16 protein-coding genes are annotated in these 17,333 nt (G+C 50.2%); 6 read left to right on the top strand and 10 right to left on the bottom strand.

Annotation, left to right across the window (positions count from 1 at the left end):
* Positions 1-286 precede the first annotated feature (286 nt).
* From KQI79_RS14625 to KQI79_RS14580, 10 genes are all read right to left on the bottom strand, one after another.
* Positions 287-2,188 (bottom strand): hypothetical protein, encoded by a 1,902-nt coding sequence (locus KQI79_RS14625; RefSeq protein WP_216538988.1) that lies wholly within the window; start codon positions 2,186-2,188, stop codon positions 287-289.
* Positions 2,185-2,688 (bottom strand): RNA polymerase sigma factor, encoded by a 504-nt coding sequence (locus KQI79_RS14620; RefSeq protein WP_216538987.1) that lies wholly within the window; start codon positions 2,686-2,688, stop codon positions 2,185-2,187. Before KQI79_RS14620 ends, KQI79_RS14625 begins: the two co-directional genes overlap by 4 nt.
* Positions 2,689-2,933: 245 nt before the next feature.
* Positions 2,934-3,524, bottom strand: coding sequence for a GrpB family protein (locus KQI79_RS14615; protein WP_216538986.1), 591 nt, complete (start codon positions 3,522-3,524; stop codon positions 2,934-2,936).
* A gap of 147 nt (positions 3,525-3,671) precedes the next feature.
* A complete protein-coding gene (locus tag KQI79_RS14610; RefSeq protein WP_216538985.1) occupies positions 3,672-4,694 on the bottom strand; it encodes a serine hydrolase domain-containing protein in 1,023 nt (340 codons plus the stop codon).
* 57 nt (positions 4,695-4,751) lie between these two features.
* On the bottom strand, positions 4,752-5,576 hold the full coding sequence (locus KQI79_RS14605) for a MerR family transcriptional regulator (protein ID WP_216538984.1): 825 nt from the start codon (positions 5,574-5,576) through the stop codon (positions 4,752-4,754).
* A gap of 159 nt (positions 5,577-5,735) precedes the next feature.
* The gene (locus KQI79_RS14600; RefSeq protein WP_216538983.1) at positions 5,736-6,989 is read right to left on the bottom strand and encodes an MFS transporter; all 1,254 of its coding nucleotides are present in this window, start codon (positions 6,987-6,989) and stop codon (positions 5,736-5,738) included.
* 142 nt (positions 6,990-7,131) lie between these two features.
* Positions 7,132-7,680: a GNAT family N-acetyltransferase gene (locus KQI79_RS14595; RefSeq protein ID WP_216538982.1), complete on the bottom strand. Its 549-nt coding sequence runs from the start codon at positions 7,678-7,680 to the stop codon at positions 7,132-7,134.
* Positions 7,681-7,705: 25 nt separating this feature from the next.
* Positions 7,706-8,086, bottom strand: a complete 381-nt coding sequence (locus KQI79_RS14590; RefSeq protein ID WP_216538981.1) for a sensory rhodopsin transducer — start codon at positions 8,084-8,086, stop codon at positions 7,706-7,708.
* 61 nt (positions 8,087-8,147) lie between these two features.
* Positions 8,148-9,269 (bottom strand): NAD(P)/FAD-dependent oxidoreductase, encoded by a 1,122-nt coding sequence (locus KQI79_RS14585; protein ID WP_216538999.1) that lies wholly within the window; start codon positions 9,267-9,269, stop codon positions 8,148-8,150.
* Positions 9,270-9,427: 158 nt separating this feature from the next.
* Positions 9,428-9,856, bottom strand: a complete 429-nt coding sequence (locus tag KQI79_RS14580) for a GNAT family N-acetyltransferase (RefSeq protein ID WP_216538980.1) — start codon at positions 9,854-9,856, stop codon at positions 9,428-9,430.
* A gap of 240 nt (positions 9,857-10,096) precedes the next feature.
* Between KQI79_RS14580 and KQI79_RS14575 the strand changes: the two genes are divergently transcribed.
* The 6 genes from KQI79_RS14575 (at position 10,097) to KQI79_RS14550 (ending at position 17,282) form a co-directional block, all read left to right on the top strand.
* Positions 10,097-11,539, top strand: a complete 1,443-nt coding sequence (locus KQI79_RS14575; protein ID WP_216538979.1) for a PTS mannitol transporter subunit IIBC — start codon at positions 10,097-10,099, stop codon at positions 11,537-11,539.
* 66 nt (positions 11,540-11,605) lie between these two features.
* Complete coding sequence (locus tag KQI79_RS14570) at positions 11,606-13,675, top strand: BglG family transcription antiterminator (protein WP_216538978.1); 2,070 nt, start codon at positions 11,606-11,608, stop codon at positions 13,673-13,675.
* A gap of 3 nt (positions 13,676-13,678) precedes the next feature.
* Positions 13,679-14,116 (top strand): PTS mannitol transporter subunit IIA, encoded by a 438-nt coding sequence (locus tag KQI79_RS14565; protein WP_216538977.1) that lies wholly within the window; start codon positions 13,679-13,681, stop codon positions 14,114-14,116.
* Complete coding sequence (locus tag KQI79_RS14560) at positions 14,113-15,273, top strand: mannitol-1-phosphate 5-dehydrogenase (RefSeq protein WP_216538976.1); 1,161 nt, start codon at positions 14,113-14,115, stop codon at positions 15,271-15,273. Before KQI79_RS14565 ends, KQI79_RS14560 begins: the two co-directional genes overlap by 4 nt.
* Before the next feature lie 21 nt (positions 15,274-15,294).
* The gene (ptsP, locus tag KQI79_RS14555) at positions 15,295-17,022 is read left to right on the top strand and encodes a phosphoenolpyruvate--protein phosphotransferase (protein WP_216538975.1); all 1,728 of its coding nucleotides are present in this window, start codon (positions 15,295-15,297) and stop codon (positions 17,020-17,022) included.
* Positions 17,022-17,282, top strand: coding sequence for an HPr family phosphocarrier protein (locus KQI79_RS14550; RefSeq protein ID WP_216538974.1), 261 nt, complete (start codon positions 17,022-17,024; stop codon positions 17,280-17,282). Before ptsP ends, KQI79_RS14550 begins: the two co-directional genes overlap by 1 nt.
* The last annotated feature ends 51 nt before the right edge of the window (positions 17,283-17,333 follow it).

The raw sequence follows: 17,333 nt of genomic DNA, 5'->3' as shown, positions 1-17,333 counted from the left end.
TCGAAAAAAGCGGTGTCTGCTCCTCATTTCGGCTCTCACTCTGTTTTATAAGGCGGCGAAATCCTGCGAATAAGTGAGTATTCGTGAGAAAACACCTTAAATACGAGGGACGAAACTGAAACAACCTAATGAGGGGAAAAAACCGGTAAAACGGCCGATTTCCAAGGAATAACGATAAGTACTTTCGTTAGGATGGGAACGACTTCATTTTGAATCCAATAAGGATTGTCGGTTTCGTTAGCGCCAAACTAAGCAGCGTAGATCCGAGCGGATCGCCCCATGTGAATCAGGCCCCCCCTTTTTTTGTATTCATCGTCGTATCAATGTTATTCGTTTCAGGATCGAAACGGAAAAATACGTCCCTATCCTCCGTTTCCGTATAAAAGATCAATTTGCCGTTTTCCCAGAAACGAACGTGCACCGCCTGAGGTGCAATCCCTTGAATTTGCCGGGATAATATTGTTTTTTGTCCACGATGCAAATGATAAACGACAGTATCCTTATTTCCGTTTATTTCCATATCAATCGCAACGTATTTTTGTTCGTCATCGATGATCATCGTACTTGAACTTTGGGCTTCATGAAATGTATCTATTTCTTTAAATTGCTTTTCTTCAATATCGTAACTGAGCAAGCTAAGCGCAGTCACAGCGTCTTGTTTCCGTTTTAAGGTAAACCATAATGTTTCTGTAGATTCTTGATATACGATGTTGCAGATTTCCTCATCCGTCCAGTTATCTTTCTTGGGCAAATCCTTCAGCTCCAGTAAAGGCTGCTGTTCTCTGACGCCATTTACAGTCTTGTATATGGCCTCTCCCCACATACTAATTTCGATATCGACTTTTTCTTCCATATTGTCAATCCTATACCCTTTCGGACCATCTGAAAGAAAATAACGCGTCTTGATAATTTGATAATAAGGGTCGGCATAAGATAAATAAGTTTCGGCATCAACAAATGTTTCTCCATCAAGCTTTCCGCTGTCTATCAGTTTGTACCCGATTTGCCGCGGGCTCGTTCCTTTTAAATATCCTGGATCATAGCTGAAAAAGGAATGCGCGTAATCTTCATCCCGATAAATAAGCGCTTGTATCGATCCTTTTACAATATCTTCCGGTTCCGGTTTCGCTGTTGTAAGTTCGAACCGCATCAGTTTCTTCCATACCTCATTCGTATGAAAAATTTTATACACAAACAAGGTCCGATCATCCCGGCTCCATGTCGGCTGTTCAAAAGTATATCGAGCCTGCTGCTTCCCTTCGATCATCTCGCCTGTCTGCCGGTCCCAAGCTTCAGCAAGCTGGTTCTCCGTCAGCTGTTTTTTTGTTTTAAAATTCGTATCCGCGATCCATACGTCTTCAAGCAATGGCTCGCCTTGCGATTTGACATAGGCCACATAAGAGCCGTCGTTGGAGACAGCAGGATATTTTCCGGCATCGAGCACAGTCTCCTCTCCGTTATTCAAATTTCTTGAAATGATCTTATTATTTCTTTCGAAAAACAGAGTATTTCGGCCTGACACGTAAGAGGGATACATTCCCTCCGCTATATAGTCGATCTCTCCCTTTTTTACGTCTAACTCCGCAATTAGGCCTGGGAGATTTTCCTCGTCATGTTCATTGAATTCCATCCTTTTGACAAAGGCAATTCGTGTTCCGTCCGGCGACCAAGAGGGCGTTTCATAGAAGCCCTGTTCCTTCCCTCCTTGAAGGAGAAGTCGGTTTGTCTTGAGATCGACCTCATACAAATACAAGCTTCCCTCCTGAACATATACTAACTGTTTTCCATTTGGAGATACGCGAACAAAACGGATATCCCCGTCCGCCAATTTATGAAAACCATGATTCCCGTATGCGTATAACCCTTTTTCTTGTAATGGAAAATAGATCGTTCCTTCATATTCTGCTACCCCTGCACTATTTTCTTTACCTAATTGTTCTATAAGAGAAAATTGATTGGATAATTGCAGGGAAGCTGCTTCTACTTTCGGTATACTCTGTTCTGACTGCCATACCGTATTCAACATAACAAGACAAAGTAATGCAGCCGCAATAACTGTCCAACGTAATAGGTATTTCTTCTTGCGATTACGCATAAACGAGTTACGAAGTTGTTCCTTCAATTCTTCGTTAACGGGAAGACCCTCTTTAAGCCGCTTAACCGTATCATTCCATTGTAAGTCGTTCATCTTTCACCCTCCATGCACTGGTTAATCCATAGAGCCATTTTTTGTCTAATTCGTTGCGATTTCATTTTTAACCATTGCTCCGCTTTGCCGACAATCTCACCTACTTCCGCATATTTCAGTCCGACAATATATTTCAGATTAATCAGTTCTCGCTCATCCGGAGTAAGGGAGAGCAATGATTCTTCTAAACAGCCGTTCCTCCTGTCCGTTTCTTGGAAAAACAGCGAAACCTGCGTATAGCCATATACCTCAGGATCATGTCCATAGGCTATTTCTTTTCTTTTCCGGTAATAATCAATCACCGTATAGCGGGAAATGGTTAGCAACCATGATTTCTGGTTAGATGCTTCTTTGTTTAGCGTATGAAATTTCTGGAACGCTTTTCGGAATATTTCGCTAACGAGATCATCCGTATCCCATCGGTTCCCTGTTTTAAACAGTACAAAGCGATAAATATCATCAAAATATTGATCATACATCGCTACAAACTTTTCGTGCACAAAAAAATCCCCCCTTTCATGAACAATAAACGTTTTGCACCCATAAAAGGTATCACTCGCCGGGAAAATTACGCAAAAATTAATTTCTAGGACAATTCTCGAGTCGAATCAGGAAGATCCGAAGAAGAACGGCCGGATGTAAGTCATTTCGAAGAATTTATAAGAAATAAAACGGAAGAGCAGCCCTTGTTATAGGACTGCTCTTCCTTTAGCTGATCTTTCCAATTCATTTCTTTCCGCTGTGTCTAACGGCCTTCATTCGCTCGGTCCATAATCTCCTGAACGATCGCAGTTTTGGCATCCGCGTAATGCTGCACGTGCCGCCATACACGCTGGGCCAGGTCACGCTTGGCGCGTGCGTAGTGATCCCGGTCGGTGTCGTTTGACCGCAGCCAATCGCGGAAGCGCAGCATTCGTTCGATCTCAGTCGCGCCCGCACTGAACACGTGAAGATTGAGGTCGGTATCGGGACCCTTAAACATACGGTGCTCGAACCACTCGGGCTCCCGCACCCGCAGCGTGTAACCGGCCGCTTCCAGAGCCGGGACATAGGCCGTCTCGTCGGCGGAGTCCGCTACGACGAGCAGCATGTCGATGATCGGCTTGGCACAGAGCCCCGGCACAGAGGTCGAGCCGACATGCTCGATCCGTAATGCCTTATTGCCGAGCGCGGAACGAACACGGTCAGCCTCCCGTTCGAACAGTTCAGGCCAGCGCGGGTCGTACTCGACGAGAGTGATCGTCGCGTTATGAGGTTTCCGTTCTCCCACCGTGATCTTCTGAAGATCCTCATCGCTGATCGGCGCTGCATTGGAACCGTCTTGCATCGATGGCATCTAAATCCACCCCCTCGTTATCCATTTTCGGTAAACATAATCGTGCAATCTTCGAAATTGCTAAGCCTTTCATTATACCATGTCAGAATAATTGTAACAATAGCCAATTTTCACACGCATCTATGCCGGATTTGACCACTCATATAATTAGCCGTTTACAGCCGGAATAATGCATTCCTTAATCAAGTTCCACCGATCGCGCGGATTCATGATGAATTCCGATGCAATGGCTATGACCAGGTCCTGTCCCGGAATGCAACAAATGACGTTCCCGCCATCGCCTAGCGCCAAGTATGCGGAAACTCCATCCTCTTCGCGCAACCACCATAGATAGCCGTAATGATTCGGGTTCATAGCTACGGATTCGTCAACCCACGTTCCCGGAATTACCTGATGATTGTCCCAATTGCCGCGGTGTAGATATAGAAGCCCAAAGCGCGCCATATCGCGGGGAGTCAGCGTAAGCCCCCATCCTCCTGTGGAGTTGCCGTTCGGATCATGAACCCATCCTTTCACGTTTTTTCCGAACAGATCGTCAAACCCAAACGATTGCATTGTAACATCCGGGATTTCTTTCATGCCGATGGGCGAAAATAAGCGTTCGTTGGCAAACTCGCGTGCGCTCTGCCCGGTGCTGCGCGTAATAATGGCTGATAGCAGGTGCGCGCCTGCGGTGGAATATTTGAAGGCTCCCAGATTGCCTCCTTGCCCCAGCATATCCAGCGTATACCGAACCCAATCAGGCTGCATGCACATCTTGTCCAACGGTTCGCGCCAATCCTCAAACGGATAAGGAGCCGTCATCGTAAGAAGATGGCGCACGGTGATTGCTCGTTTCTGCCGATCGGCGGCATCGGAAGCATATTCGGGGAAAAAATCCAGCACCTTTTGATCTGCATTTTGAATATACCCTGCATCGATAGCAATGCCAATGAGAGCGGATAGGATACTTTTCGTGACGGATGCGACATGATGCGTATCATCCGGGCCATGGCCGCGATAATATTTTTCATAAGCGATAAATCCGTTTCTCACTATAACAACAGCACTAATATTGCTGTAATCGGACTGGATCGCAGGCTCAAGCTTTGACAGCTTGTCTGCGTCCATTCGCAAGCTTGCCGGGTCGGCGGATTGCCAATCTGTCGTTGGCCAATCGTTTCTAACCATGATCGACACCTCTCTATAGACTTTTTTGGATTTACTTTGCCAGCGTAAAGATAATTGTTATTTTTTCTTCACCGGAAAATACACTTCGGTAACAATCTCCTCTGCAGCCGCAGCTTGGTCGGGATTGGTTGCATATACTTCATAGGGTGAATTGATCAGTTCGTATCCTTCGTTTTCTACCCATTCCCGTAGCTTGGCATATACCGACGATAATCCCGAATAAGAACCATGAAACACAGACTTGGCACAAAGGCTGCCGGGCAAATCTCTCGTTCCCTTGACATACTCCTGAATCGGGATGGCAAACTCCGTGTCGTTGCCGGCCGGATTGTATTCAGCGCTGTGATATATCGTCATCGGCGTGCCAAGCAAGGTGAGTTGTTCCGTCGCAATCTTCTCATATAGCTTGCCGATATGCTTTCCATATCCGAGAGCATAATCGTCCTTGCTCATCATCTTGCGTATGGATAGGATATTCATTGGCCGGGTCTCAACCAGTTGCACTTCGATATGATCCAGGAATGACATCATGGGTATCCCCTGCTCCAAATTTACAAGATCACCGCTCAACTGGTTCAGGGTAGATTCAAGCGCATGCAGCTTTTCCTGTATCTCTTTTCTCTTGCGATGAAGAGCGGAACAAAGCTTCTCCTCCGACTGATCCTCCTCCCATTCCAGCATGGCTTTAATTTCTTCCAGAGAAAAATGATACGATTTCAAACGGTTGATGTAGAGCATTGTTTTCAGTTGCCGGATGGAATAATATCGATAACCGTTCTCAGGATGAATCTCGTCGGGATGAATTAATCCGATTTCGTCATAATATCGCAATGTTTTGGCAGATACTTCGCATATCTTCGAGAATTCTCCAATCGAAAGCAAGGGGTCGCCTCCATTCTACATTTTTAAAATCTCCTCATACGCTGATCGTTTGCTAGCTTCCATTCCACTGTACATCTTTCCCTTAGGGTAAAGTCAACTGCATTTCTATTCAGAAAAAAAAGCCGACCATTTTGGACGACTTTTCATCATAGACAGTTTTTACTCTTGGGAGGCTTCCTCCGGCAGCGGCATGCCTGCTTCGACCAGTCGCTTGTTGCCGATGAAAAAGGCGGTCATTACGAGCATGAACAGTCCGGTACCGATCAGCAGCCATTCGATCTTGATCATATCGGCCAGCGGTCCGAATATCAACATCCCGATCGGCATCATGGAAGTCGAGATCATCCCGAAGACGCCGAATATGCGCCCTAAATAATTGGCGTCCACCTTCTCCTGGAGCAAGACGGTCGTCGGCGTATTGAAAATCGGCATCGCGAATCCGAACACAGCCATCACGGCCAAATAAATCCAGAAGACATGCATCATGCCGAGCAAGAATGTGCACACGCCCATAATAAGGCTGGCGAACGTCATCGTGTACACTTTATTTTTGAAACCGCCCCACGACGCGATGATGCCCCCGCCCGCCATCATGCCGACGGAAAACGCAATCTCGATAGCGGTCAGACGCCATACCTCCTCCCCGAAGCTGCGCGTCACTTGCAATGGAGTCAAAAAGGCGGCAGGCGCCATGAACACGAAGAAAAAGGCGAAGAAGATAAAAAATGTTTTTAAAAAGGCATGCTGTCTAATATAGGCCAGACCCTGTTTGAAATCGTCCAGGTAGCCCGTCGTTTGCGTATCGGCCGCCTTTTCATGCAACGGAATGTTGAGGAAGAAAAATAAAGTAAAGATCGCGATCGCCGCTGTAACGACGTCGATGAAAAAAATCATCTCGATCGTCGCCATCGTAAGCAGCGCCGCGCTGACGATGGGTGCAACAAACATGATGAGCGCTTGAAGGCTGCCGTTGATGCCGTTTACTTTCGTTAGCTTGTCTTGCGGCACGATTTGCGGCAAAATCGCCCCGACCGCTGGCGTCTGAATGCCTGCCCCTAGCGCGCGTACCGCAGCGATAATGAACAGCAGCCAGGTCGCTTGGTAGCCGAGCAAAAACGTAACGGCCAATATAAGCGTAACAACGGCAATCATGGCATCCGCAATGATGATGAGCGATTTGCGGTTGAACCGGTCCGCCCAAACGCCCGCGAACGGCGATAACAAGAACGTCGGAATGAATCCGCAAATAATATACAACGTCATCATGATGCCTGACTGCGTAGTTAGCGTAATATACCACATAATGGCATATTGCACCAGGGAAGAACCAAACAACGAGAGCGTCTGGCTGCTTAGAAAGAGAATGATGTTCCTTTTCCAATGCATCTTCTTGTAATCTTCGGTTTGCGACATCGTTTCTGACCCCTTTTGTGCCGATTACCCGAAAGAAAAGGTTTATCGATCGGCCGATTCGTGATAAACTATCCCTTGATTTAGTTTTACCATAAAATGAAGCGGGCCATTTCTTCTCTATTGCTCAATATTTCTTCATCCCTTAATTCATCGGATTAATGATACCGTAAAGAACCATATCTTCAAAAGAGCCCTCTTTGCAAACATGCTCTTTTAGAGTGCCTTCGTATGTCATTCCGCACTTTTTCATTACATTTCCAGATGCGGGATTAGATTTAAAATGACGTGCATAAACGCGATGATAATTCTTTTCTTTGAAAACAAATTCAATTATTGCCTTGGCTGCTTCTGTCGCATATCCGTTTCCCCAGTGTTCTTCACCTATCCAGTAACCCATTTCGCCGTTATAGTCTTTTTTATGATTGGAAATACCAATAGCACCATATAACTGTCCGCTATTTTTGTCTGTTATCGCGAATTCATACATTCGGTCCAATTCAAAGTTCTGCTCATGATCGGCAATCCATGAAAGAGCGCATTCCAAAGGGTAGGGATATGGCAAACTCAATGTGCTTTTGCATACATTGTAATTATTACACAATATGGTGACATTTTTTGCATCGGATTCATTAAATAGACGCAGAAGCAATCGGTCCGTTACGATTGTTCTTTCAGTTTGACTATAAATCATGAGTTTCTCTCCATTCAAAAATAAATTAATTTTGCCCCTTGACGGGATACGCCATGGTTGACATAAGTGCGTTCTCCGCTTGCGTTGAATCCAATCGACTGTATTGAACAACGATGGGGATATTGCTTTGAATTTGCATGGCATAGGGGACGCCGACCGGGATCGACATGCCGCCTTTATGAAGTGAAGAGGTTCGGATATGCTTGGTGCGTCTTCCGGGGACAACGTAAGGAATTTCCGGGATCGGCTCTTGATCTTCGAAAAAAATGGTGATGTGCATCGTTGCTTCTTCAGAAGAGCAATTGACTACGCATATTGATTCATGGCTAGTTAATTTGCCGGAGCTGTCCGGCGGAATGAAACCGTCGGGAATGATCCACTGGGTTTCGCCTATCGCTTTATGCATCGATTTGGTGCCTCCTATCAATCTATGGTTTATTCAAACATATATAAATCTTTTTGATGACCTAATCCATCGCTTTTCGAATGTCATAATCGTTAAGATCGATATCAATAGGCATTCCTAGCGCCATCCTGGCGAGCTGGCTTCCGAGAAAGGGGCCCATCGTCAATCCGGACGCTCCGAGTCCGTTGGCAGCGATCAGGCCGTCCCAGCCGGGAACAGCGCCGAGTACCGGCAGAAAATCGGCTGTAAACGGGCGAAAGCCGACTCGTACCTCCTGAAAAGTACAATTTGCTAAACCAGGCGCATATTCCAATCCTTTATTCAGGATTTCCTGCATGCCGCCAGCTGTCACTCTTGTATCATAGCCTTCGATTTCATTTTCGTGAGTCGCCCCTATCACGATCTTTCGCCGATCAAACGCCAACAAATATTGATCGGACGGCGGCATCACTACCGGCCAATCGCCTGTATCCTCCCTATCGGGAATCTGTAAGTGCATGATTTGCGCTTTTTGATAACGAACCTGAAAATTGATGCCTAAAGGCTGCATCAGTTGATTGGCCCATGCACCCGCGCAAACGATGATAACGTGGGCCGCGAAGGTTTCCGTACCGACAGCGACTCCGGTTACACGGTTCGACTGAACTTGAAGCACGGCATCCCCGTCCCTAAGGACAGCCCCGTTTCTCTGCGCCGATCGCAGCAGCGCTTCGCGCAGAGCACGGCCGTCAACCCGGGCGGCTCCGCTAATATGAACGGAATGATAACCTTCCGCGAGCAGAGGAAACAACGTTCGGGTTTCTTTTTCATGAAGCCGCGTAATGTCGCCGATTTCCGGCGCATCCGCTTTTCGCAGGTTTGCCCTCTCCTCCATCTTATCGATTTTCTCCAAATCGTCATGAATGCTAAGAGCGCCCACTTGGGCATAGCCGGTTTCCGTTTCTCCTTCGCTTTGGAGCTCTTCGATCAAGCCGGGGTAAAAACGAGCGCCGGCCTTTGCCAGCCGGTACCAAGCCTGGTTGCGTCTTTGCGACAGCCAAGGGCATATGATGCCGGCGGCGGCATCCGTTGCCTGTCCGTTATCTTTTCGGTCTACGATCAGGACATCCGCCCCCATTTTTGCCAACTGGTATGCTGTCGATGCCCCGAGAATTCCCGCTCCGACGACAATGACTTTTTTCATCATTTCTTTCCTTTCATTCAATCGCTGTATTCATTATAATTTTTCCGGATCGGTTTCGGCTTGCCTCCCAGGATATTTTTCTAGGCTATTAGCGTGTATACGTTCGTTAGCCCGAATGACGGGTCGTCAGCCGCCCGCGGTATGACGAAATTGACTCATTACGTCAATCTTTTCTTGAGCAGCAACTCATCGTCTTTCTCATAATTGCAGCGCTCATACGTTTTGATCGCCGTCTCGTTATCCATGCCGGTCAATACTTTAATCTCCGCAACGCCGCGAGAAGCAAGATGTTCTTCCAAGCATGAAAGTATGGACGCGGCCGCTCCCTTTCTTCGCGCGGACGGTTCAATATACAATTCCGTTATTTCTCCTTGAAGCTCTTGGTAACAAAACGATTTGAAACTTTGCGCGCAACCAAACCCAACCACTTGGCCGCCCATCTCGGCGACGGCGATCAATTCATCGCTATTGCGCATACTGTCCGTAATTTCGGCTGCGCATCTTCTGTCTCCCCCGTTAAAATCTTGATTCAATCTCGCAAGCGCTCCCGCATCTTGTTCCGTTGCCAGCCTTACCTTGATTTCCAACTCTGAACACCTCTCCAGACCAACAAAATCTCGTTCATGAATACTCTAATTATAGGACATTTTGATTGCGAGCGGCAATTTGGCAGCGATATTTCCACCTGGTTAAAAACATGGCAACAGCCATCATGACGCAACCTGTTTTTGATTTGATTGAGAATGAAAGCGCTGCACATTACAATAAACTCAGTCGCCGGATGCGAATCATCCTTCCGGCCAATACTGAATATGGGGGTTCCAAATATGAGTAAACAGGCATCAGAACAAGCGGCTTCAGGCGGCGTCAAAGTTTCTGTGCAACGCTTCGGTCGGTTTCTCAGCGGAATGGTCATGCCGAATATCGGCGCCTTCATCGCGTGGGGACTTATTACCGCTTTATTCATCCCTACCGGCTGGATACCGAATGAAAGCCTAGCATCGCTGGTCGACCCGATGATTAAATATTTGCTGCCGCTTCTGATCGGTTATACCGGCGGCCAGATGATTCACGGCGTACGGGGAGGCGTCATCGGCGCAGTCGTGACGGTCGGCGTGATCGTCGGCGCTGGTATTCCGATGTTCCTCGGCGCCATGATCGTCGGTCCGTTCGCCGCTTGGGTATTGAAGAAGTTCGACAAATCGATCGAAGGCAAAATCCCTGCCGGCTTCGAAATGCTCATTAACAATTTCTCGTCGGGCATTATCGGCGGCGGATTGGCATTGCTCGCTTTCAAAGGAATCGGGCCCGTCGTCGAAGCGATCAGTAAAGTGCTCGCGAGCGGCGTTGATTTTCTGATCAACACCGGCCTGCTCCCTTTGGCCAACATTTTGATCGAGCCGGCGAAGGTATTGTTCCTGAACAATGCGATCAACCATGGCATTCTCGGGCCGCTCGCCCTTGAACAGGCGTCCAAAGCGGGCCAATCGATCATCTACATGCTGGAATCCAATCCCGGACCGGGACTCGGCATCCTGCTTGCTTACTGGCTCATCGGCAAAGGATCGGCGAAGCAATCGGCGCCGGGCGCCGCGATCATCCATTTCTTCGGCGGGATTCATGAAATTTACTTCCCGTACATTCTGATGAATCCGCGCCTTATTCTTGCGGCAATAGCAGGCGGCGTCGCGGGCACGTTCACCTTCTCAGTCTTGGGCGCAGGTCTTGTAGCCGCTCCATCGCCGGGAAGCATTATCGCCTACTTTACGATGACGCCCAGAGGCGGCCATTTTGCCATGCTGGCAGGCGTCGCGGTTGCCACGATCGTCTCCTTCTTCGTCGCCGCGCTGCTGCTCAAAACGAGCAAGCAAGCGGATAACGATAGCGACGGGCTGGAAGAAGCAACGAAGAGAATGAAAGAAATGAAAGCGACAGCGAAAGGCGAGGCTGCGCCCGCAGCTGAAGCGGCTGAAGCGGTACGGAAATCGAAAGATCAGGTGAGCAAAATTGTATTCTCCTGCGATGCGGGCATGGGTTCCAGCGCGATGGGCGCTTCCATCTTGCGCAAGAAGATTAACGCCGCAGGCCTTCCGATCACGGTCGTCAATACGGCGATCAACGATATTCCGGGCGATGCCGATATCGTCATCACCCATAAGACGCTGACTGACCGGGCCCGTCAGAAAGCGCCGAACGCAGAACATATATCGATTGACAATTTCCTGAAAAGTCCTGAGTACGACACGCTTCTGGAAAGACTAAAAGGCTGATCTATTTACGCCCTGCTTAACGCTGTCAGATATCTGTCGGCGTTAAGTTTATTTCTAGTCAAGGTGGTGATCTCGATCAAAGCGTCAACGAGGCAGCGCCGCATTATAGAACTGCTGCTTGATCGGAAACAGGAAATTACCGCGGCGGACATTGCCGCTATCGTCGGCACGAGCACAAGGACAATCCATCGCGAACTGCTCGAGATTGAGCCCATGCTCGAAGCCGGCGGTATCAAGCTTCACAAAATCGCCGGACTTGGCATTAAAGTCGAGGCCGATCCCGAGTCGCTGGCCAGCTTCAAGGCGGAAATCAACCGCAACGACCCGCTCGAATATTCGGCCGATGAGCGGAAAATTCTCATTCTTTGCCGCCTGCTCGATCATGACGAGCCGGTGAAACTGTTTGCGCTGGCGGCCGGGCTGCGCGTCACGATGCCTACCGTGACGCATGATCTGGATGAGCTGGAAGAGATGATTGCGAAACAAGGCTTGATTCTTGTCCGAAGAAGAGGCTACGGCGTCGAAATAACCGGACCCGAGACGGCTAAGCGCAGCCTGATCAGCTTGCTTGCACACAATTATTTGGACGATTCGGATGTGTTCGGACAATTCAAGGATCAAACGGTTGTCCATCCGGTTACGGCAGAGCTTTTGCGTATGGTCGGCAAAGCAAGTTTCATGAAGCTGGAACAAGCTTTGTGGGAGCTGAATGACGAGTGGCGAAGCACTTTATCCGAATCCGCTTATACCAGGCTGCTTATCAAGCTTTCGGTGGCGCTCACCCGCATCGGGCGCGGCTATCTGATTGCCTCGGGAAGCGACATTGGAGACGCTCCCCGCGATGACCGCTTTTTGAACCGGCTGCTTGCGGCATTGATGCTGCAGCTTCCGGAGGAAGAGAAGCAATATTTCGCAAGCCTGATCGCTCAGGCGGAAGAACCGGACGATGCTCTTCTGATCTATCAGGGCGATATGCCCGTGATCGAGACCGTGACTTTGCTGATCCGTTATGTGCAAGAGCGAATCCATATGCCCTTGCTGCAGGACAGGTCGCTGGCCGAAGGGCTGATTCAGCATATCAAGCCGGCCTTCCAGCGCATTCGCGACGGCATTGCGATACGCAATCCGATGCTGGTGCCGATCAAGAAGGATTACGGACGTTTATTCTCGATCGTTCGCCAGGGCGTCAATGAACTCGTGCATCATCTCGAAGTGCCCGACGAGGAGATCGGCTATATCGTTATGCATTTCGGCGCCGCCTTGGAAAGATTAAAGCAATTTCCGAGAAAAATTCGCGCGGTTCTCGTCTGTACGAGCGGAATCGGCTCCTCCAAGCTGCTCGCCGTCCGCATTGCGAAGGAATTGCCCCAGATCGAACTGATCGGACATTACAGCTGGTATGAAGCGGCGAGACTGCCTTCAAGCCAATACGATTTGATCGTTTCGACCGTCGATCTGCCGTTGGAACCGGATCAATACATTAAGCTTAGCCCCCTTCTCACCCGGGAAGAAACGAGCAAGCTTCGTTCCCATATCGAAGGAACGACGCTCAAGAAGCTTGCTCCGGCGGACAACGGCGAAGGGGACACGGGCGAGCAAACGCCGCTCGACCGCCTCATGCTGCTGCAGTTGTACAGCGCGGAGATTTTGCGGCTTCTGGATGGGTTCCGCGTCCACGATTTGACTGTGAAACGGGACGAGACGAAGCTGGAGAGCCTGCTGCCGGAGATGATCGCGCTGCTCGGCCGGCAGGATACTTCGGAGAACGGCGATAAGATCGCGGCTCAACTGCTCGCCAGAGAGCGGCAAGGAAGCTTAGTTATCCCGGACACGGAATTGGCGCTTATTCATACCCGGAGCGAATGGATACGGGATCCGCTCCTGGCGCTGTACCGCTATAACGAGCCTCTTCTGATGAGCGAAGACGGATCGTCGGCCGCCAGACAGATTCTCATGATGCTCGGGCCGTTAAATCCGGGCAAATACGCTCTCGAGATTCTAAGCGAAATTAGCGCAATGCTGCTGCTGCCCGACACGGTTGAGGCGCTGACAAGCGGCGATACGTCAAGCATCAAAGCATTCATCTCCCACAAGCTGGAGCTATATATAAAAACAAAATTGGACTGGAGAGATTAAACCATGACGATGTTAGCCAAAGAAACGATTAGACTGAATGTGAACGTGAAGGATAAATACGAAGCGATCCGTTTGGCCGGACAACTGCTTGTCGATGCAGGACATGTGCCTGCGGAATATATCGATAAAATGATCGAGCGCGAAGAAGCTCTATCCACCTACATCGGCGGCGGCCTCGCCATGCCGCACGGCACTAACGATTCCAAGGCGATGATCCGTTCGACCGGCCTTGCGATTCTCGTCGTGCCGGACGGCGTCGAGTTCGGCGGCGACGAGCCCGCCCGGCTTATTATCGGTTTGGCGGCGGTCGGAGACGATCATTTGAATATTTTGACGAATGTCGCTATGCTTGTATCCGAAGAAGAAGATATGGAGCGAATTATGAACGCTTCTACGGAGGAAGAGCTTATCTCGATTTTCGCAGAGGGGATGCAAGGATGAGGGCCGTTCATTTCGGAGCCGGGAATATAGGTCGAGGGTTCATCGGTCTTCTCCTTCATCAATCGGGATACGAGATCTCATTCGTGGACGTCAATGACGCCCTCGTATCTCTCCTGCAGGAGAAAGGGCAATATACCGTCAAGCTGGCTAACGAACAGGCCGACACTTACCTCGTCGAGCATATTGCCGCCATTAACGGCAACAATATTCCGTCCGTCGCCGAAGCGATTGCCGATGCCGATCTCGTCACGACGGCAGTCGGCGTCTCGGTATTGAAGCATATAGCGGGCGCAATTGCCAAAGGAATTGAGCTGCGGCTCGCCGGAAGCAAACGCACGCAGCCTTTGCACATCATCGCATGCGAGAATGCGCTTGGCGGCAGCACGACGCTGAAGCGGCTCGTAGAAGAGCATCTTCCTGCGGAAGCGAAGGCGAAAGCCAAAGAGGTTGTCGCATTTCCGGATGCGGCCGTGGATCGCATCGTCCCCGTTCAGCAGCATGAAGACCCGCTGCTCGTTACGGTCGAGCCGTTCTACGAATGGACCGTAGACCGCTCCGCCGTTCTGCCGGGACACCGGGAAATCGCCGGCGTTCATTATGTCGACCGGCTTGAGCCCTATATCGAACGCAAGCTGTTTACCGTTAATACGGGACATTGTTGCGCCGCCTATCACGCTTATTTGAAAGGTTATACGACAATACAGGAAGCGATGAAAGATCCGTCCATTGTTACCGAAGTTAGAGGAGCCTTGCATGAATCGGGAACGGCACTTATTCAAACTTATCATTTCGATGAGGCGGCGCATGCCGCATATATCAAAACCATTCTGCATCGCTTTGTAAACCCTTATCTGATCGATGAAGTCGTGCGCGTCGGGCGATCTCCGATCCGCAAGCTCTCGCCGAACGACCGTCTCGTCCGCCCTGCCCTGCTGGCGCAGAAATGCGGAGTAGATGTCGCATATCTCGCCTCCGCGATGGCAGCCGCTCTTCGCTTCGATCCTGCGGACGACCCGGAAGCGGCGGAAATGCAGCAAACGATTCAAGAGCTTGGCGTACGGCAAGCGATAACGAAATATACGGGCCTCAGCGTTTCGAATCCTCTGCATCGGCAAATCGAGGACCAATACGAGAAGCTGGGACGGCTTCATTCGTAAACGGAAAGGAATGATCGAACGATGAAACAATCATTACAAGGCATTGGAGCGTCGCCGGGAATCGCGATCGCCCGCGCCTGCTTCCTCTCGTCCGAGCGGTACGTTCCGGAGAAGAGAACGATAACCGACGCAGCGCGGGAAGTTGGCCGATTTCGCGAAGCCATCGCCGTCGCGCAAGGGGAAATCGAAGCGGTCCGGGCTGCCGCCGAAGCGAAGCTAGGCGCCGAGAAGGCGGAAATTTTCGAAGGCCATCTGATGATATTGGAGGATCCGGACCTTGTCGATGCGATCATCGAGAAAATCGAAGGCGAATGCGTTAGCGCCGAGTTCGCTCTGTATGAAGTAGCGCAATCTTTCATAGAGTTGCTGCAGTCGATGGAAGACGAGTTGCTGCGCGGCCGCGCGGCAGATATCGAAGATGTATCCGGCCGCATTATGAGCCATTTGCGCGGCGTTCCGCATACGGATCTTGCAAATCTATCGGAGGAATGCATTATTATCGCGAGAGATTTGACGCCTTCGGATACGGCTCAGCTTAATCTAAACGTCGTTCGCGGCTTTATTACGGAAGTTGGCAGCCGTACGTCCCATGCCGCCATTATGGCCCGGTCTTTGGAAATTCCGGCTATTGTCGGCGCCGGCGCTTCCGTTCGCGCCATTCCGGAGCGTGCCGTCGTTGTCATGGACGCGAATGAAGGCATCGTCATTGCGGATCCTGCCGCCGAAGTGCTCGAACAATACCGGGAAAAGAAGCGAACGGACGACCTTCGCCGATCCGAATTGGAGAAGCTGAAGAATCGGCCTACCCTTTCGAAGGATGGCAAACAGGTAGAGCTCGCGGCCAATATCGGGAAGCTCGAAGACATTCAGCGGGCGATCGACAACGGCGCCGAAGGAATCGGGCTCTTCCGCACCGAATTCCTCTATATGGGCCGCAGTTCCTTGCCTTCGGAAGAAGAGCAATTTGCCAGCTATAAGTATGCGTTGGAGAAAATGAATCCGAAGCCGGTCGTCATCCGGACGCTCGACATCGGCGGCGATAAGGACCTTCCGTATATGGAACTGCCGAAGGAAACAAACCCGTTCCTCGGCCAGCGCGCGCTGCGCTTATGCCTGGAGCGGCAGGACCTGTTTCGCACACAGCTGCGGGCGCTGCTTCGCGCTAGCAGGTACGGCAATTTGAAAATTATGTTCCCGATGATCGCAGTACTCGAGGAACTTCTGGAAGCCAAGCGGCTGCTTGACGAGGAGCGCCGGAAGCTTCTTGCCGAAGGCGTGGAAGTGTCGGATACGATTGAAGTCGGCATGATGGTCGAAATTCCGGCCGCCGCCATATCCGCCGATTTGTTCGCCCCTGAGGTCGATTTTTTCAGTATCGGCACGAATGATTTGATACAATATACGATGGCGGCCGACCGCATGAACGAGACTGTCGCTTATCTATATCAGCCTTGGCACCCCTCCCTGCTGCGCTTAATTCATCTTGTGATCCAAGCCGCGGCGAAGGAAGGCAAGCGGGTCGGCATGTGCGGCGAGATGGCGGGCGATTCAACCGCGATACCGCTTTTGCTCGGCCTCGGCCTGCATGAGTTCAGCATGAGTGCGGGTTCGATCCTCTCCTCGCGGGAACTGATCGGCCGGCTAAGCCAAGCGGAATGGTCCGATCATGCGAACCGGGCGCTCGGCATGCGCAGCTCAAAGGAAATTGCGCAATATGTAGAAACGATTAGAAACGGGGTGACCACATAATGGTTCGACAAACTTTCACGATGATCAATCCGACGGGCTTTCATGTCCGTCCGATCAAAACTTTCGTACAAACAGCCCTCTCCTTTCCTTGCAAGGTGAATGTCATCAACAAAGGCAAGCAGGTAAACGGCAAAAGCTCTTTAAGCATGCTGACGCTAGGAATCGCCGCGAATGAAGAAGTAACGCTCGAGATCGACGGCGAGCAAGAGGAGGAAGCGCTCGAAGCGCTCGGCAAATTGTTGACGCAAATTCACGAATAAGTTTTAAGGCGCCGGTACGATGCGGCGCCTATTTTCTTCTTTTGATATCAA

Source organism: Paenibacillus sp. MSJ-34, assembly GCF_018918005.1.
In the GTDB taxonomy this organism is placed as follows: domain Bacteria; phylum Bacillota; class Bacilli; order Paenibacillales; family Paenibacillaceae; genus MSJ-34.
The sequence above is the reverse complement of the archived record's forward strand: the minus strand, read 5'-3'. Positions and strand labels throughout refer to the sequence as shown.